The following is an 18271-nucleotide window of genomic DNA, read 5'->3' on the forward strand; positions in this document are numbered from 1 at the left end:
CATAACTCGTATAGGCTGAAAGACCAAGGATTACTCAGAGGGTCGCGCTAATTGCCCACTTAACGGTGCTTTTTGTGCTAGTCAGGGCCCCGGGGATGTGGTTAAATAGTGACAATAAACACTGCCGGGAAGGGTGGAAAATGAGAATGGCATTAGAACTAAAACAGCGTGGGCGCCAGTTATTGGTGGCCTTAGGCGCGTCGGTGATCAACGCGATCGCCTTGAACGACTTCTTGACGCCGGGAAAGATCTTTAGTGCGGGAATCAACGGGATCGCCCAGATTGCCGCTCTGGTCGGCGAGACCATGGGCTTCCATATTGGGACTGGGTGGTTCATCATCCTGTTCAACATTCCGATTGGGTTACTGGGGTGGTTTAAAGTGGGACGGGGCTTTACGGTCTATTCGATCATCGTGGCCGGGACCACGGCCGTCTTGTCCATCTTGATTCCGGTGACTTCGATTGCCCATAACGCGTTACTCGCGGCGTTATTCGGGGGGATCTTGACCGGGGTCGGGGTCGCCTATTCGCTCAAATATGGCTTTTCGACCGGGGGGATGGACATCGTCGCCGTGGTGCTGGAAAAGACCACGGGCCGCACAATCGGCACGCTGATGATGTTAATCAACCTGAGTATTATCTTGTTAGCCGGGGCGTTATTTGGCTGGGAGAGTGCGCTATACACCATCATCTCCATTTACGCGATGTCGCGGGTGGTCGATAGCATTCACACCCGTCACCAGAAGCTGACGGCCTTTATCGTGACCACCAAGCAAGACCAGGTGATTCACGAACTGCACCAGACGCTGATTCGCGGGATCACGATTATGCCGTCGGTCGGGGCCTACCGACATCAGGCCAGCGCCGTGTTGATGGTGGTGATTTCGCGTTACGAACTCTACGACTTGGAGCACGCGGTCAAGGAGACCGACGCCGGGGCGTTCGTTAACCTGGTCAGTACCGTGGATATTGAAGGGAAATTCTATAACGAGACCGAGCAACTCCGGGTCCGTCAGAGTGAACAACACCCCCATTAGAATTGCTCTAGGCCAAATTTATCGGTATAATAGAACCTATCCTCAGTTAAGAAGGGAACGAGAAGTATGCCAATCGTCAACATTGATTTGATTGCGGGCCGTTCACAAGCCCAATTGAAGGCGCTAGTCGCCGACGTCACGGCGGCGGTCACCAAGAATACCGGTGCGCCGGCCGAACACGTTCACGTGATTTTACGCGAAATGCAACCGAACCGTTACGGGGTTGCCGGCGTGTTAAAGAGCGACGAAAAGTAAGCCCATCAAAAGGCCGGTCATTTGTTTCGACGGAAGCGTCGATTCGAACGATCGGTCTTTTTTAACGGCCGTGATAGTGAGCGCAAGAAAAATTTATAAACCGGCACCAACGCTGTGGTAGTCGGGATGGTAGCGGTTTTATTGAGGGCTTTTGTTGGCGTGACCGTATCTTTTCGGTATACTAGACATAATTGTGACAGCACGGTGCCTTGTGCCCGTAGTTAATGAACGTATGAATGGAGATTCTGACGATGGATGATCAACAATACATGATGGCAATTGACGAAGGGACGACCAGTACCCGCGCAATTTTATTTGATCGAAACGGTCAGATTGCGGGCCAGGCCCAACGGGAGTTTCATCAGTACTTTCCGCAGCCCGGGTGGGTCGAACACGACGCCAACGAAATTTGGAACGCGGTGCAGTCCGTCATTTCCGACGCGCTGATTGATTCCGAGATTCAGCCCTACAAGGTGCGCGGTATCGGCATCACGAACCAACGGGAAACCACGATTGTCTGGGACAAGAAGACCGGGGAACCAATCTATCACGCGGTGGTTTGGCAGTCCAAGCAGACCAGCGCGATTGCCGATCAGTTGAAGGCGGACGGCTACACCGACGCCATTCACGATAAGACCGGGTTGGTGGTGGATTCGTACTTCTCGGCCACCAAAATTAAATGGATTTTAGACCACGTTGACGGGGCTCACGAACGCGCTAAGAACGGCGAGTTATTGTTCGGGACCATCGATACCTGGATTTTATGGAAATTAACGGGAGGTCGGGTCCACGCGACCGACTACACCAACGCCAGCCGGACCATGCTCTTTAACATCAACACGTTAAGCTGGGACCAAGACATCTTAGACTGGTTGGACATTCCGGCCGCGATGTTGCCGGAAGTCCGCTCCTCATCGGAAATTTACGGCTACACGGCCGGGTACACCTTCTCCGGGGTCCAAGTCCCGATTGCCGGGATCGCGGGGGACCAACAGGCCGCCCTGTTCGGTCAAACGGCCTTTGATCGCGGGATGGTCAAGAACACTTACGGCACCGGGGCGTTCATCATGATGAACACCGGGACCAAGCCGACACTCTCACACAACGGGTTACTGACCACGATTGCTTACGGCCTCAACGGCGAGATCAACTACGCGCTGGAAGGGTCGATCTTCGTGGCCGGGTCGGCGGTCCAGTGGCTCCGTGACGGCATGCGGTTCTTCGAGCACGCCAGCGAGTCCGAAAAGATGGCGGTCGACGCCGAGACCACCGGCGGCGTGTACGTGGTGCCGGCTTTTACCGGCCTGGGCGCGCCGTACTGGAACCAGGAAACGCGGGGGGCCGTCTTTGGCCTGACGCGCGGGACCACGCGCGAACAGTTCGTGCGGGCCACGGTCGAAGCCATTGCGTACCAGACCCGCGACGTGGTCGATACCATGACCAAGGAAACGGGGATGGCGTTGCAGTCCCTAAGCGTCGACGGTGGGGCGGCTAACAACAACTTCTTGATGCAGTTCCAAGCCGACATCTTGAAGACGCCGATCAAGCGGGCGGCCATCAACGAAACCACGGCGCTGGGGGCGGCTTACCTGGCTGGGTTAGCCGTGGGTTTCTGGCCAAACATCGACAGTATCCGTAAGATGCACAAGCTACGCGACGAGTTTACGCCGCAAATGGCCGACGACCGGCGCGAGAAGTGCTACGCGGGCTGGCAAGCGGCGATTAACGCCACCCAAGCGTTTCATCAAGATTAACTAGCTATCGCCGAAACGCCCGCGGACAATCGTCGCGGGCGTTTTTAAGTGGCTGATTGTGGGAAGAAAACCGGCCGTGACCGTCAAAAAGGGTAAAACGCTTACACCCTTTAAACGATTAATTCGGTATAATGGAGGTAAATCCTTTTAGAAAGCGGGCTTTACCATGAAACTCTTACACGCACCCTTGCTTCGATTGTATCGTCTGGGAATCGACCCTCAGGACCGGACCGAATTTGTGCAGGTGGGGACCCATAACCTGTTAACCTCGATCGCCCAAGAACCCGGCACCCTGGCCATGGGGGCCACCCATCAAGACGTTTTTGGGGCGACCAACTACATCTTTGAACTGTACCGCGATGACGACCACTACCAGGTTCACGCGCAGTCTCCTCAGTTTCAGCAGTACCAGCAAGTGGCCCAACGGGTGGTGCGTGACAAGACGGTTCTGGAACTGACGCCGCAGGTTTTACGAAGCCAGGCGGCGGCCTTACGGGTCAGTGGACCGAACGACCTGGTCGTGCGGGGACTGTTCCTAACGGCCAAGCCGGGGCAGACCGCTACGATTCGTCAACGGGTGAGTGAGCGCGTTGACCGGTTGGCCTTTAGTGAGCCGGACACGTTAGCGGTGTATGCGGCCACGGTAGCCACGGATGAGACCCAGTGGGTGATCTTAGAGGTTTATCGCAACGCGCACGCCATCGTCACGGGCGACCACGATTTAACGCACACCTTAGCCGACGTGGTGACCCAACAGTTTAGTCGCCATCTCGCGCCGGATGCGTTGGTGATACAGGGATCCTTAAGCTTCGAGTAAGTCAAAAATCCCCAGCGGCGGTTAGGTGCTAACCGTTGTTGGGGATTTTACTTTACATAACTTAAATTATCTTTAGCTTTCGTCCAACGGCGCACCGTTATGTACGGATAGGCTTTGGTTGGGGTAAGCGTTATGCAACAAGGCGTTGGCTGCGGCTCGGGCAAAGGTGGTGCGGTTGATGGCGAATTCGTTGGCCCGAATGTCGTGATAGTCCGGTGTGTGGGTAATGAGCTGCGTTTCCGGACCATCTTGAATCAAACCGGGGCGAAAAATGGTGAAGGCTAAACCGGAGTCACGATACCAGTCTAACTTGTGACGTTGATCCCGGGTGTATTGGGGATACATGGTCCGTACGGCCGAGAGGTAGGGCCGTAAACCGGAGCGAAACTCACCGTAGATGCCGCCCGCGGAAATGTCGACCACGTGCTTGATTGGGGCGTGGGTTTCCTGAATGGCCCGTAAGAGCAGCTGGGTCCAGTTGCCGGTGTGGACGCCGCCAACCGAGTTGTAGATGTAGGTGACATCCGGTAAGGCCCGCAAGTAGTCGGCGTAGTTCGCGGCGTCACCGACGATAACTGGGAAACGGTCGCGTTGATCGGCGGGTAATTTAGCGGGATGACGCACAAATAATTTTAATTGAACGGTGGGATAATCGCGACCCATTAAGTTGATAAAGGCTTGGGCGGTAGGTGACGTGGCCCCTAAAACTAATACGGTTTCCATGGTAGACAAGACTCCTTAATCGGTTGGGTGTTCAGCCAGAAAGTTTTCGATAAACGTAATCTGAGCGGCAGTTTCGGCCTGCCGGTGTTTGAGGTGGGCCAGGTGGTCGGCGATGATGGCATTTTGTTGAGCCGCCGTTTGGCGTTTACCGGCTAGCACCAAGGTCGTTAGGCGCTGAATATCTTTCAGCGGCATGCCCGAATCGATGAACACCTTGACCTGCGTTAACCATGTCACGTTCGCTGCGGTAAACTGGCGATAACCGTTGGCGGTCCGTTGCAGGTCGGGGATGATTCCCAACTGGTCATAGTATTGAAGCTGAGAAACGCTCATGTTTAACCGGTCGGCGACTTGTTTGGTGGTGTAGGTGGTCATGGAACTGCTCCCTTCTGAACTGACAAGAAGCCAGTATAAACTATCAAGTTGACTTGATAGCAAGCGAATTTTGTCTTTTTTCAAAAAAAGGTACTGACTCATCAAGCGAGGCAGCACCAAGAAACCATTTATTCAGCAATTTTTAATTGGAGATAGTCGGCGAGGTAGTTGGCTAACCCGTCGTGGGCGTTATCTAGCGGGGTGACGTCGTTGGCCAAGCCCTTGATGGTGGCTGTGGCGTTTTGCATGGCCACGCCCCACCCGGCATAGTCTAGCATGGCGGCGTCGTTGTGTTCGTCCCCGAAGGCCACGATATTTTGCCGTTGTACGTGGTAGTGGTCGGCCAGGACCTCCACACCGGTGGCTTTTTGCACGCCCTTAACGCCGAGTTCAACCACGGAGTCCGGGCCACCCCACGGGGCCGCATCGATCTGGTCCCCGAAGTGGTGTTGCAGGTAACTCAACAGATGTTCCTGGTGACTGCGAGCGACCGCAATGGTCAGACTGGTCGGGTTTTGGGTTAACGATTGTTGGTTTAAAATCTGATTACTCTTAAGGACCGACGGGAAAAAGCCAATTTCGCGGGGCTGATCCTGCATGGCCAAGAAAAGGTTTTTTCCTTCGGCCGCCAGCATTTCGATACCGAGTTCGCGTTGGTGGGCCAGCAGGTCAAAGGCAATCCCGCGGTCAAACGTGTACTGGTATTCGCCCGCCCACTGGTGGTGGGGGACGTGACCCAGACTGCCGTTGAAGTTGATCATCGGGCCGTCCAAATGAAGCTCATCGTAGATGTCCGCGGAAAGGCGGTTCGGCCGACCGGTGACGATGCTCACCACGTGACCCGCTTCACGCGCGGCGCGTAAGACGGTTTTGGTTTTTGGACTAAGCTGCGCTTGTTGATTCAGCGTCGTGCCGTCCAGATCTAGGGCAATTAACTTTCGTTCCATTTTCCGAACACCTCACAAGATTAGACTGACTAAGTCTTTCTAATCTAACATAAACGCGGAGGGATTGCGACCATTTCTCCCTAGTGTGGCTCGGAGGAAACGGGTATAATGGGAACGGTTGAATCCGGAAAAATAGGATATATGTAGAATACAAATGGTTAGTTGTAACTAACAAGATGGGAGTATAACGGTGAATTTACCAGATGACTTTATAACCAAATATCAAGGACTCTTGGGCGACGAAGCCCCGGCCTTTTTCGCGAGTCTGACCACGGATGAGAATACGGCCGGCTATCGGGTCAATCCGCAACGGCAAGTGCCGGCCAAGTTGACCGCCGCCCCCGGTGTCCCATATGCGCCATGGGGGTACTTCGGCGGGGTCAAGGGTCGCAGCCTCGCCCATCAGAGCGGGACCGTCTACAGCCAAGAACCCAGCGCCATGTTCGTGGGGGCCACGGCGGCTCCGCAGCCCGGCGAAAAGGTCTTAGACCTGTGTGCGGCACCGGGAGGCAAGACCACGCATCTGGCCAGTTATCTGCAGGGCCGCGGTTTGCTGGTGACCAATGAAATCAACCGCAAGCGCGTCCGGGTCCTGGCCGAGAACGTGGAACGCTTTGGGGTGCCCAACGCGTTGATCTTAAACGATTCGCCGGACACGTTGAGTCCCGTTTTCCCCGACTTCTTCGATAAGGTGCTGGTGGATGCGCCGTGTTCGGGGGAAGGGATGTTTCGTAAGGACCCGGCGGCCATGGACTATTGGTCCCTCGACTACGTGCAAGACTGTGCGACCCGCCAACGTGAAATCTTGACGGAGGCCGTGAAGATGGTGAAGCCCGGGGGTCAGTTGATTTATTCCACCTGTACGTTTGCGCCGGAAGAAGACGAACAAATGATGGCCTGGTTGGTCCAAACCTTCCCTGACTTCTCCTTAGTGCCCGTCGAAAAGACCGGTGGCGTGGTGGATGCCCGACCGGAATGGGCCGATGGCAATCCGGACCTGGCGAAGGCGGCCCGGTTGTTCCCGCAATTGCTCCGGGGTGAGGGACACTTTGTGGCCAAGCTCCAACGCTCAGCGGACGCCCCGGTCCACAAGGTCAAGGGACGCGCCAAGTTGGGGCAGGCGTTAACTAACGACCAGCGCCAACTCTGGCAGGCCTTTGCGCGAGAAGTTCTGGGGACGGTGCCGACCGGCGACCTCGTAACGGTCAAGGACCAACTATTCTTAGCCCCCAGCGACTTACCGGATCTGAAACGGGCGCACGTGTTCCGGCCGGGCCTGCACCTGGGAACGTTTAAGAAGAACCGGTTTGAACCGGCTTACGCCCTGGCGTTGGCCAGTGACCCGCAACGCACGGCCCATACGCTAGCCATCGACCTCGATCAGTGGCAACAGTGGGTCCACGGGGACGCGCTGACGCTGACTGAAGCGCCGGCTAAGGGCTGGTACCTACTAACTTGTGACGCCCAATCCGTGGGCTTCGGTAAGGTCGTGGGGACGACCGTGAAGAACTTCTTCCCCAAAGGGTTGCGGTTTACGGTGTACCCAGAAGATCTGCTATAACCCAATAATTAAGCCAATTGCTAAAAATCCGACCAGACTGATGAGAACTCATCAAGCTGGTCGGATTTTTTTAGAGTGTTCATTAAGTTAAGCGCCCTAAGCTCGCAGCGGGAAAACGCTTTGTAAGTAGCTAAAAGGCACTAGGGACGGCCCTAACAGCCGGTAAGCGCAACTCATTTCCCTTAATAATCGACGTCATCCGGTTCGGTATCGGTGGGCGGGACCAAGGGTAGCTTGGCGAGTTGCTGTTCATCCCATAGGGTGACATGCAATTTGCGAGCGGCGACGCGCAGTTCCTTTGAGATGGGGTGGGTGGTGGCGATGATGACTTCATCTAAATACAGTGCGGTCAGCGCCTGAGCGTTTTTTTGTAGCTCGGTCAGAGTCAGCTCACCACAACAGTTGAAGCCCAACCGGTACCCGCGAAACTCGGCAACGAAAGTTAATTTGAAGCGAGAACGGGACTTAATATCGGTGTAGCCGAGCCAGGCTAGCTGCCGGACGAGGCGTTTCTCTAAGTCGGATCCTCGCAGAAAAATGTCGGTGTGGTAAGGCTGGATGGGCCTTGTCCAACGGATGTGTTTTCCCCAATAGTGAAAAATTAGGCCAATGACTAGCCCAGCAATGACCCGCAGAATAAACGCCCAATGCGCGATGGCGAGTAGCAAAACGATGCCCAACATAGCCAGACTGATCAGACTGCCGGCTAATCCAAATAAGTATCCCATTTAATAATTTCCCCCAGAATAGTGTTGTCGATAGAAAACGACCAAGGCACCCAAAAAAGGGCGACCTTGGTCGTGTCAGTTTAATTTAAGTGGCGTTGTTGCCGGTAGCTTTCCAGCTCCGGTGAGAACAGTAACGGTTGGCGTTGAAGCTCCCGGATGGTTTTAACTCCCAACAACGTCATGATGGTCCGTAAGCCGGTTTGCCAGGCCAACAGGTGTTGAACCGTGGTGGCTTCGTCGGTCTTGATCAGGCTGTGTAGGATTTGGCCGGCACTGCCGACCAACGTGGCGCCGAGTGCGAAGGCCTTGGCGATGTCTAACGGGTGACGAATGCCCCCCGTGGCGATCGTGGTGACGTCCGGTACCCGCTGAGCTTCGAGCAACGATTCCACGGTACTTTGCCCCCAATCGGCCAGATAGTCGAAATCCTTGGCCGGGCGGCGGAAGTTCTCGATGGTCGCAAAGTTGGTACCCCCGCGACCGCCGAGATCGACGTAACGCACGCCCACGCTTGCCAATTGGGCCAGCGTTTCGTGCGCCATGCCGAAGCCGACTTCCTTCACGATGACCGGGACGTTTAGGGCCGCGACGGTTTCACCGATGCTGTCCAGCCAGTGAAAACTGCGGTCGCCTTCGGGCATCACCAGCTCTTGGGCGGTGTTGACGTGGAGTTCTAAGGCGTCGGCCGCGAGGAGGTCGACGACCCGTTGCGCTTGGGCGACGGTGTGTCCGGCCCCGAGGTTGGCGAAGACCAGGCCGTCGGGGTTGTTCTCCCGTAGCGGCGTGAAGGTCGCAATGGTACTGTCGTCTTGTAAAGCAATGCTTTGCGAGCCGCTGGCGACGGCCATCCCGGTTTGCGCGGCGATGCGTCCCAGTTGGGCGTTGACCTGGCCCGTTCGCGGACTGCCGCCGGTCATAGCCTCGATCAAGAGCGGTACCGGTAACGTCAACGGTCCCAGGTGGGTCGTGAGGTCCGTGTCCGCCACGGCCATTTCGGGTAAACTCTGGTGCACGAAACGCAGCTGGTCAAATTGACTGGTGGCTTGTGGCGTGTAAAACTTCTCGGCCAACGACAAATGTTCGTCCTTGCGGTGGGCGTGGCGTGACAGTACCATAGCGATTTTCTCCTTATTCGATAACGTTGTGGACGTTTAATTTGAGCGGTTCGATGCCGCGGTGTTCCCAATCGTGTAAGAGGTGAGCGAGGTCCTTAGCGGCGTCGATGATCACGATGCCGCAATCGCCACCCCCGGCCCCGGAGGACTTGGCGGCCCCGCCGAGGTCGACGGCCGTGTCACACATGGTCTTGAGTAGTTTGGTTTCAATGGTGACGTGACTCAGGTGGGCCAATTGGTTGAGCAATTGCCGGTTGATCGTGATCTCCCGTTGAATGGCGGTCAAGTCGCCATCGTGAAAGCCCTGAATCATCCGGTGCAGGCAATTGCGGCTATCGTCCAAAAAGGCGTGATAACTTTGGCGTTGGGTGGCCTTGAACAGGGCGATCCGGTCGACTAGATGCGACGTCGACGCGGGCGTTCCCGTCCAGCCAATCAACAGGCGAAGCGGGGCGGGCGGGGTCAGGAGTTCGATTTCTAGGCCGGGCCAGGTGGTGTTCAGGAGGTCGGTCAGGCTGAGTTCTCTGCGGGCGGAGGCCAGCCAGTCACGGTCAAAGGCGCGGTAGGCAATCCAGCCCCCGTACACGGAAGCCGCGATGTCGCCGAGTGAGCCGTTGCCTTGAACGTCCAAATGGGCAATGGCAGCCAACTTAAAGAGTTGGTCCTTACTCAACTGGATGTCGTAGAACTGACAGAGGGCCTTGACGGTCGCCACGGTGACGGCGGCTGACGATCCCAGGCCGTACTTTTTTCCGTCGGCGCTATCCAGGTCACTGTTCACGTTTAAGTGATAGACGCCTAACGGTTTACCCACGGATTGGGCGTATTGTTCGGTCAGGTGAATGGCCGATAAGATGTAGTGGAAGGGATTATCCCGGTTGTCAAAAACCAGTTCGCTTCCCTGGCGTTGCCAGTAGAGGGAGTTCTCTTGGTATTGTTTGGAGGCGATGCGACCGTAGTCGTGGCTGGGTTCGATGGTCACCGTAACGAATTGGTTCAACGCAACGATAATGGCCGGGTACCCCGGCTCAACAACGGCATATTCGCCGGCAATATAGAGTTTTCCGGGTGCTTGGGCGGAAATCAAAAAATCAGGTCCCTTCTGCGACACGAGGTCGCCAATAAATAGATAAGGTTTAATGCGGCAATGCTGACCAGTTAGTCACTGGTAGAATCATGATTTATGATGAATTGAGGCGGACAACAGCTATTAAATCGACTGTTAATGTAACCACTAATCAGTATGCCGTCATATAAATTGATGGATTAACGTTATGACCGCCAGCTGAGGCCCGGGCCGGGATGGGCCACGATGACCTGTTCGGCGCCTAAATCTTGACGGAAGCGCGCGGTAATGGCGGGGAGGTCGGCGACCTGACAGAAAACTTTGAGGTTGGGACCGGCGTCTAACGTGTAATAACAAGCGATTCCGGTTGCGCGCAACTCCCGGACCGTTTGCATGGCCTGTAAGGTCGCGCCGTTAAAGTAGCTGTACGCCGGGTCGGCACTCAACGTAAGGGCGTGCATCCGCATGGCGTTGGTTTCTAAGATCTCACCGACCGTGGTAAAGTCCTGGTCCAAAATGGCCGGTTTGATGGCCGCTAAATCGCGAGCCACCACCTGTTTCCAGGCGGGGTAGTAGGGCGACGTGGTCACACTACTTTGCATGCCTTGGCGCGAGCTGACCTTCTTGCGGTGCGCGTCTAAGACCAACGCGACCATGGCAATCGGCCAGGTGACCGGATCGACTAGTGGCTCGGCGTACGAACTGGCGTCGTCGTGACCGGCGTGCCACTCGACGAACCCGCCATAAATCGAGCGGGTGGCCGAACCGGACCCCCGGCGGGCTAGCCGGGAAAGGTCGCGCGCGCTCAGGTCTAACCCGGCCGCGCGACTCGCCGCTCCGGCCAACGCCGCAAAAGCGGAGGCCGAAGACGCTAGGCCCGCCGCCATGGGCACGTGGTTGGCGGAATTAACGTGCGCAAAGGTCTGAATTCCCGCCTGAGCGCGCACTAAGTCGAGCACGTGGCGGACTTTGCGGCTCGCGTGCTCGTCTAAAAGGACTTGGTTAACGGTGATCTGGTCGGCCGTAAGCGTCGGGTCGAAGACCACCGTGGTGTCCGTATAAAATTGGTCGAGGGTTAACGATAAACTACTGGTCTGGGGGAGCATCAGGGTGGCATCCGCCTTCCCCCAGTATTTCACCAGCGCAATGTTGGTGTGGGCCCGTGCGGTAACGGCTGTGGTCATCATGCTTCCTCCTTGTGGTGAAAGGTTTCGGTCCAGGTGGCCGTGGCGCCGGCCGCTAAGACGGCCTGTTTGACGCGCTCGGCACTGGCCTTGGTGGCACACAGGGCGATGAGACAACCGCCCATACCGCCTCCCGTTAGTTTAGCGCCTAAAGCACCGGCTTGCAACGCAACTTGAATCAAATGGTCCAGTTCGGGCGAGCTAACACCTAACCCAGCCAATTGTGCCTGGGCCTGGGTCAACGCGCCCCCGAGTTCGGTGATGGCCCCGGTCGCCAGGTAGTCGCGCGCGGCGTAGGTCAGGTCACCTAAACGGTCGATCTGCCGGGTCGTGACCTGCGGAAAAACCGTCTTGCGCCGGGCAACGGCCGCAACGGCCTGACCGGTCTGGCCCTTGACGCCACTGTCGGCGATCACCAGGTAGCCATCCAGGTTAAAGGGAATCTGACTGATGGTTTGGTGGGGCAACAACCAAATCGGGGTAGCCGAGCTGGCCGTGGCCGCATCAATGCCGCTGGGATGGCCGTGGGTGATCTTTTCGGCGATGGCCGCGGTATCGAGCAACGTTTCGCGGGTTAAGGGGTGGTCAAAGAAGTCGTACATGGCGCGGGTGATGGCCACGGCCACGGCGGCCGAAGACCCCATGCCCCGTTCGGCGGGCAGGTCACTACTGATGGCCATGTGAAACGGTGTGTTGTGGCCGTGGAACCGGTCCAACAACGTAGCAATCAACCGGACCTCGCCGGCTAGATGGTGGTTCAATTGAGCGATGGGGCCGTCAAAGTAGCGGCTGGCCATGGTCTGCCCGCTGGAAATCGGGGTCATGGTCACCCGGGTGGTGACTGAGGGGAGCGGAAGTGCAATGGCCGGTTGACCATAGACAACGCTGTGATCCCCGAGAAGAATGATTTTGGCATTACTGATGCCTTTGCCCGTTCTACCCAAACTAATCGCTCGCTTTCTTTTTCGAATTAATCTACCAGAATATCATACTCTACTGATTGTTATTGCGCTAGTTTTGCCGGTCAAAATCCCGAAAAGTGGCAAAAATTAACGTTTTCTATAAGATTTTTTTCGGGGATGGTCGGAAAACTGACGAGCCGCGGGGGTTACCGGCCAGATGCGTAGCGTTGGGGGGCAAAGTGGTGTATCATAGTGCCAGTTATAATCGCATTTGTGCAGAAATTGGTGAGCAGACATGGATCAAGACACGGTCTACGCGGTCGTCGACATTGAAACGACCGGTACCAGTGTGCAAGATGGCGATCGCATCATTCAAATTGGGTGCGTCTTCGTCCAGCATAATCAAATTATTAACCACTTCACGACTGACGTGAATCCGCTCCGCGAGATTCCGGCGGCCATTTCACGTTTAACGGGGATTACCAACCACCGGGTCCGGCACGCGCCACTGTTTGACGACGTGGCCGGGACGCTTTACAGCCTGTTGACCAATACGGTCTTCGTGGCCCATAACGTCAACTTTGACTTACCGTTCGTTAACGCCGAGTTGGCCCGCGTCGGCTACCCGGAACTGGAGATCGAGGCCGTCGATACGGTGTCATTGAGTCAAATTTTGTTGCCCACGGCCCCCAGTTTTCGCTTGCGGGACTTGAGTGGCTTTTTCAACATTGAACACGATAACCCGCATTCGGCGGACAGCGACGCCTCAGCCACCGCGGAACTCTTCATCTTCTTGTTCCGGCGGTTGCGGGCCTTACCGTTGGTGACCCTCCAGCAGATGATCGACTTACAAGCGGACCTCCCCCGGCAAACGGCGACGCTCTTTCGCGTGGCCCAGGATCTAAACGCCCAGAAGCCGCGGAAGTTACCGGACTATTTGTACGTTAAAAACGGGTTGGCCCTCCGTCACGCGGCCGCGGACACGCCTACGCCGCTGACGGAACCGGCCAAGTACCCGAAGACCAAGAAACAAAAACAAAAGCTGATGCCGGAAAACCTGGAATGGCGCCCGGAACAGGCGAAGATGATGAATTACATCTATAATAACTACGCCAATGGTGACCAACACCCCGTCAAGCAGATGGTGGTCGAGGCACCGACCGGGATCGGTAAGAGCCTGGGGTACGCGTTACCGATGGCTTATCTGGGGCAGATCGGTAAACCGGTCGTCATCAGCACGGCCACCACGTTATTACAAGAACAATTAATGGAACAAACCTTACCGCTATTGCGGCAGATTGTGCCGTTTCCAATCAACGCCACGGTGGTCAAGGGCAGTCGACACTACCTGGACCTACAACGGTTTGCGGTGACGTTAGGGCTTAACGAAAGTTCCAAACAAACCCAACTATTGAAGTTACGTCTCTTGGTGTGGTTGACCATGACCACCACCGGGGACCTCGACGAACTGCACCTGGCGACGTACCGGGCGCCGTATTTCCAGGAAATCGTCCACGAGGGGACCGTCACGACGGATAATCCGTTTTATGACGACGATTTTTTGCGCCGCCGGGATCAACAACTGGCCCAGGCCCAGTTCATCATTGTGAACCACGCCTACTTGAGCGAACACGCTACGGTTTTGGGCGACCAACTGGATCACCCGTACCTGGTCGTTGATGAGGCCCAGCACTTACCGGACAGCACGTTACGGCAGCGGCGGACCAAGGTCAAGTTTGCCCAGATCTTAAACGAACTCCACCACATCCAACGCGATATCAGCCGCGAAATCGGGCCCAGTCTGTTAACCTTATTTGACGGTGATCAGGCCACCCAACAGACCCTTCAACACCTCTTAAGGAGTAGCCAGCAGGTGGAAAAGGCGCTAGTCGCGGTGGTCAACCAGCTGTTCTTAAACTTCCTAGCGGCGAAGCGCGGAAACGCGCAGAATACGCCGATTGAAGAATTGGTGACGCCGGAAGACTTGGCACAAAACGCCCACGAACTCCAGCACGCGTTGACCCAGATCGCCGATGGGGACACCCAGCTACTGGTACAGCTCGGGGTGATTCGGCAGCGTTTCGACCAACAACGGGAGCGGTTCGTGGCTTCGCAACGGTACCTATTCGAGCAACTCGACACCCGCGTGCACCTGGTCGACGAGCGCCTGCAACGCGTCTTAGCCATCTTTAACGAGGCGACCGCTAGAGAATCCAGCAGTCTCTTTTGGGTCACCATCAATCATGTGGGCGACCGGGGCAGCCTGGAACTGGCGAGTGGCTTACTAGCGACGCAGGGCTTCTTGCGCCAACAAATTTACGCGGCCTTTCAGCCGGTGCTGCTGACCGGGGCAACGTTGTTCTCATCGGGACGGTCGCAGTACGTGCTCGACCAGTTTGACCTGGACCGCGAGGCGGCCGTGACCCACCGGATGCGCAGTAGTTTCGACTACGCTAACCAGGCTCAGTTGTTGTTGGCCGACTCGGGACCGAACCTCAGTAGAGTGGCGCCGGCCGATTACGTGACCTACCTGACCAGTGCGTTGACGCAGCTGACCGGAGCGGTGCACAAACAAACGTTGATCCTGTTTAATTCATTAAACGTGATCGAACAGGTCTACGAGCAGTTGACCCGCCAACCGGAATTTGCCCAACGTGAGATCTTAGCGCAGGGGATTAGTGGCAGTCGGGAGCGCATCACCAAACGCTTCGTGACGGGCCACGATTCGATCCTCCTGGGGGCGGCCAGTTTCTGGGAAGGCATCGATTTGCCGGCCGACCAGCTGGAACTATTGATTGTGACGCGCTTGCCGTTCGATTCGCCCGACCGCGTCTTCGTCAAGGCCAACTACGCCCGGCTAGAGGCGGCGGGCAAGAACCCGTTCTATAACGCGGCCTTACCGGCGGCGACTTTGAAATTACGTCAGGGCGTCGGTCGGTTGATTCGAACACCGAACGATCGCGGCACCGTGGTCATCTTGGATCAGCGGTTGGTCGACCGGCAGTACGGCCAAAGCATCTTGCGGGCCTTACCCGCCGATTTACCACGGGTTACCGGGGATGTCGGAACGTTGACGCAGGCACTGATTAAATTTTTTGAAAAAACGCCCACATCGTCCGTGACGCCACCCGAAATTTGATATAATTAACGCAGATTGAACACAAGGGAGTACGATGGTAAATTGATGAGACAACAGTACCAACGGCGCCGCCGACCCCGGCATTGGGTTTTATTAGGGATTCTGGTGGTGATTCTCGTGTTGCTTTTGAGTGGCGGTTACGCGATTCACAAGGCAACCCATCCGTTTAACCAGGCCCAGATACACGCCGAAAAAGTGGCGCGCAACTCGGGCCACCTGACGAAGACCACGCAGTTTTACTGGACGAATTTAGACACCACCTACTACACGGTGGCGGGGACCAACAAGGCCAAGCAAAACGTGTACGCCATTGTACCGAAAACGGGCAAGAACGTTACCGTGCTCAAGCAAAGCGACGGCATGTCACGCAACGTGGCGCTCAAAAAGGCTTGGCAACGCAATCCCAAGAAGGTCCTATCGGCCGCACTGAGTATCTTTAACGGCAAGCCGGCCTGGCAGATCAGTTACCTGAGCCAGAGTGGTAAATTATGTTACCTCACGCTACAATATAGTAATGGAAAAGTGCTCCAACAAATTTCGAACCTTTAACTCATGAGGAGGGTGTCTATGAAACAATTAGCCCAACGTGCCAGAGCCGTGCAGCCCTCGGCCACGCTTCAAGCGTCGCAACGTGCCAAGGCTTTGATGGCCAGCGGCGTCGATGTGATCAATCTGGGGGTCGGCCAACCCGACTTTCAAACGCCGGTTGCCATTAAACAGGCCGCCATTCGCGCCATCGAGGCCGACCAGGTCGACGGGTACACCGCGACGACGGGGATTGCCCCGTTGCGTCAAGCCGTCGCCGATCATTTACAGGCCACGCAAAACGTGACCGTCACGGCCGACCAGGTGGTGGTCACGACGGGCGCCAAGATGGCGCTGTACGCGTTGTTCCAAGTGATGTTGGACCCCGGCGACGACGTGTTGTTACCGGCACCTTACTGGGTCAGCTACGCCGAACAAATTCGTTTGGCGGGCGGTCACGTCTTAGAAGTGGCCCCGACGGCCGATTTGAAGGTCACGCCGGCGCAACTCGATAGCGCCGTGACCCCGGCCACCAAGGCTATCGTCTTGAATTCACCGCAAAATCCGTCCGGCGTGGTCTATACGCCAGATGAATTAAAGGCGATCGGCGAATGGGCCGTGGCCCACGACTTGTGGATCGTGTCCGACGAAATTTATGGCGATCTGGTCTACGATCGACCGGCGCCGGAACCGTCGATGTTGACGTTGAGTGACGCCATTACCGACCACACCATCGTGATCAACGGGGTCTCCAAGACCTACGCGATGACCGGTTGGCGGATCGGGTGGGTCATCGGTCCTAAGGCCGTTACGGCGGCGTTGGGCAAGGTTCTCTCCCACATGACCGGGAATCCGGCGGCGGTCAGTCAATACGCGGCGTTAGACGCGTTGACCGGTGACCAGGCGTCCGTGACCAAGATGAACGCCAGCTTCCAGGAACGTCTAGATACGATTTACCCGTTACTCACGGCGTTACCGGGTTTCAAGTTAGTGGCCAAGCCGCAGGGGGCCTTCTACCTGTTCCCTGACGTGCGTGAAGCTATGGCCATCAAGCACTGCACCACAACCAGTGAGTTCGTGACGCGGGTGCTCGAAGAGGCCCACGTGGCGGTGGTGCCGGGTGAGGCGTTTGGCTTACCGCAACACATCCGCATGAGTTACGCGGCGGACCGCGACCAGTTGCTAACGGCGATGACGCGGTTAAAGGAATTTATGCAAAGCTAAATCTAAGATAATTAAAAAACGGCCGAGCGCCTTTACGGGCTCGGCCGTTTTGTGTGAGGAGCGAACAACCGATGGATGAGTTTACACGACGGTATTTACAGGCCGGCCAGACCAGCGTGGCCAATTTCTTGATCGATCATTTTCAAGAGGTGGGGATGACCACCGACCAGTTATTGGTCTACCTGCAGTTGAAACGGTGGTTGGACCGGGGCGACTACTTGCCCGAAAGTGACGTGTTGGCCCAGAACCTGGGCTGGGACACCAAGCGGGTCTTCGAGGTGCTCCACGAGCTGATTGCCCAGAAGCTGATGACCATTAACACGGTGACCAACGATCAGGGGCAAAAGGTCGATCGCTACGATTTCCAGCTGTTAGAAGAAAAACTAAGCCACGTGCCGGACGCGGAGGTGACCCAACCGACGCCGACGGCCACCACGGATTCGACGGCGCCGACCAGCGCCACAGCGACCCAGCCAGCGGCCAATCCGGATTCACAACGGGCGACGGTGTTTAACCAGATCGAAACGGAATTCGGTCAGATGCTGTCGCCGATTCAGATGGACACGGTTAGCCAGTGGTTGGATGTCGACCACTACAAGCCGGAGTTGATCCAATTGGCGCTACGCGAGGCGGTGTTAAATCAGGTCTATAACCTGAAGTACATGGACCGCATCCTGTTGAATTGGGAGAAAAAACACCTGACCACGGCGGCGCAGGTACAACAAGAACAGGAACGCCAACACCCGCGGCGCAAGAGCAGCGGGGACGGCGGTGCCGGGGATGCGGGGATTCCGGACGTGCCGATTTTTAAGTTGACGGATGATTAGGAAAAACGTTAAAAAACTAGACAGTTCGCTCAAAGATTAATTTTTAAGTGAACTGTCTAGTTTTTTAATCATTAGGTGCTTAGGGGCGAATT

Annotated in this window: 17 protein-coding genes; 9 read left to right on the top strand and 8 right to left on the bottom strand. The window is 56.3% G+C overall.

Annotated features, from left to right (window positions below):
- Positions 1 to 146 precede the first annotated feature (146 nt).
- The 4 genes from FD25_RS08600 to FD25_RS08615 all read left to right on the top strand — a co-directional run bounded on the left by FD25_RS08600 (position 147) and on the right by FD25_RS08615 (position 3863).
- On the top strand, positions 147 to 1037 hold the full coding sequence (locus tag FD25_RS08600) for a YitT family protein (protein WP_057803290.1): 891 nt from the start codon (positions 147 to 149) through the stop codon (positions 1035 to 1037).
- A gap of 66 nt (positions 1038 to 1103) precedes the next feature.
- The gene (locus tag FD25_RS08605; RefSeq protein WP_057803292.1) at positions 1104 to 1292 is read left to right on the top strand and encodes a 2-hydroxymuconate tautomerase; all 189 of its coding nucleotides are present in this window, start codon (positions 1104 to 1106) and stop codon (positions 1290 to 1292) included.
- 251 nt (positions 1293 to 1543) lie between these two features.
- Positions 1544 to 3046: a glycerol kinase GlpK gene (gene glpK / locus FD25_RS08610; RefSeq protein WP_057803294.1), complete on the top strand. Its 1503-nt coding sequence runs from the start codon at positions 1544 to 1546 to the stop codon at positions 3044 to 3046.
- Between the two features lie 166 nt (positions 3047 to 3212).
- Positions 3213 to 3863: an antibiotic biosynthesis monooxygenase gene (locus FD25_RS08615; protein WP_057803296.1), complete on the top strand. Its 651-nt coding sequence runs from the start codon at positions 3213 to 3215 to the stop codon at positions 3861 to 3863.
- 72 nt (positions 3864 to 3935) lie between these two features.
- On the opposite strand, the gene FD25_RS08620 is transcribed toward FD25_RS08615, so the two are convergent.
- The 3 genes from FD25_RS08620 to FD25_RS08630 all read right to left on the bottom strand — a co-directional run bounded on the left by FD25_RS08620 (position 3936) and on the right by FD25_RS08630 (position 5908).
- Positions 3936 to 4586 carry an NAD(P)H-binding protein gene (locus tag FD25_RS08620; protein ID WP_057803298.1) on the bottom strand — a complete coding sequence of 217 codons (651 nt, stop codon included), beginning with the start codon at positions 4584 to 4586 and terminating at the stop codon, positions 3936 to 3938.
- 15 nt (positions 4587 to 4601) lie between these two features.
- On the bottom strand, positions 4602 to 4961 hold the full coding sequence (locus FD25_RS08625) for a MerR family transcriptional regulator (RefSeq protein WP_057803300.1): 360 nt from the start codon (positions 4959 to 4961) through the stop codon (positions 4602 to 4604).
- A gap of 128 nt (positions 4962 to 5089) precedes the next feature.
- Positions 5090 to 5908 carry a Cof-type HAD-IIB family hydrolase gene (locus FD25_RS08630; RefSeq protein ID WP_057803302.1) on the bottom strand — a complete coding sequence of 273 codons (819 nt, stop codon included), beginning with the start codon at positions 5906 to 5908 and terminating at the stop codon, positions 5090 to 5092.
- 190 nt (positions 5909 to 6098) lie between these two features.
- On the opposite strand from FD25_RS08630, the gene FD25_RS08635 reads away from it, so the two are divergent.
- Positions 6099 to 7469 (top strand): RsmF rRNA methyltransferase first C-terminal domain-containing protein, encoded by a 1371-nt coding sequence (locus tag FD25_RS08635; protein ID WP_057803304.1) that lies wholly within the window; start codon positions 6099 to 6101, stop codon positions 7467 to 7469.
- Between the two features lie 182 nt (positions 7470 to 7651).
- On the opposite strand, the gene FD25_RS08640 is transcribed toward FD25_RS08635, so the two are convergent.
- The 5 genes from FD25_RS08640 to mvk form a co-directional block, all read right to left on the bottom strand.
- Complete coding sequence (locus FD25_RS08640) at positions 7652 to 8197, bottom strand: hypothetical protein (protein ID WP_057803306.1); 546 nt, start codon at positions 8195 to 8197, stop codon at positions 7652 to 7654.
- An 80-nt stretch (positions 8198 to 8277) separates the two neighbouring features.
- Complete coding sequence (fni, locus tag FD25_RS08645) at positions 8278 to 9312, bottom strand: type 2 isopentenyl-diphosphate Delta-isomerase (protein ID WP_057803308.1); 1035 nt, start codon at positions 9310 to 9312, stop codon at positions 8278 to 8280.
- Positions 9313 to 9325: 13 nt separating this feature from the next.
- Positions 9326 to 10399, bottom strand: coding sequence for a phosphomevalonate kinase (locus tag FD25_RS08650; RefSeq protein ID WP_057803310.1), 1074 nt, complete (start codon positions 10397 to 10399; stop codon positions 9326 to 9328).
- A gap of 185 nt (positions 10400 to 10584) precedes the next feature.
- Positions 10585 to 11562 (bottom strand): diphosphomevalonate decarboxylase, encoded by a 978-nt coding sequence (gene mvaD, locus FD25_RS08655; RefSeq protein WP_057803312.1) that lies wholly within the window; start codon positions 11560 to 11562, stop codon positions 10585 to 10587.
- Entirely contained in the window at positions 11562 to 12506 is a 945-nt protein-coding gene (mvk, locus tag FD25_RS08660; RefSeq protein ID WP_057803314.1) for a mevalonate kinase, read from the bottom strand. The genes mvaD and mvk overlap by 1 nt, the downstream gene beginning before the upstream one ends.
- Before the next feature lie 253 nt (positions 12507 to 12759).
- On the opposite strand from mvk, the gene FD25_RS08665 reads away from it, so the two are divergent.
- The 4 genes from FD25_RS08665 to FD25_RS08680 all read left to right on the top strand — a co-directional run bounded on the left by FD25_RS08665 (position 12760) and on the right by FD25_RS08680 (position 18179).
- Positions 12760 to 15603 carry a helicase C-terminal domain-containing protein gene (locus tag FD25_RS08665; protein WP_057803316.1) on the top strand — a complete coding sequence of 948 codons (2844 nt, stop codon included), beginning with the start codon at positions 12760 to 12762 and terminating at the stop codon, positions 15601 to 15603.
- Positions 15604 to 15648: 45 nt separating this feature from the next.
- Entirely contained in the window at positions 15649 to 16152 is a 504-nt protein-coding gene (locus FD25_RS08670; protein WP_057803318.1) for a cell wall elongation regulator TseB-like domain-containing protein, read from the top strand.
- A gap of 18 nt (positions 16153 to 16170) precedes the next feature.
- Positions 16171 to 17352 carry a pyridoxal phosphate-dependent aminotransferase gene (locus FD25_RS08675; protein ID WP_057803320.1) on the top strand — a complete coding sequence of 394 codons (1182 nt, stop codon included), beginning with the start codon at positions 16171 to 16173 and terminating at the stop codon, positions 17350 to 17352.
- 71 nt (positions 17353 to 17423) lie between these two features.
- Complete coding sequence (locus tag FD25_RS08680; protein ID WP_057803322.1) at positions 17424 to 18179, top strand: DnaD domain-containing protein; 756 nt, start codon at positions 17424 to 17426, stop codon at positions 18177 to 18179.
- Positions 18180 to 18271: the final 92 nt, after the last annotated feature.

The organism is Levilactobacillus acidifarinae DSM 19394 = JCM 15949 (assembly GCF_001434835.1).
In the GTDB taxonomy this organism is placed as follows: Bacteria; Bacillota; Bacilli; order Lactobacillales; family Lactobacillaceae; genus Levilactobacillus; species Levilactobacillus acidifarinae.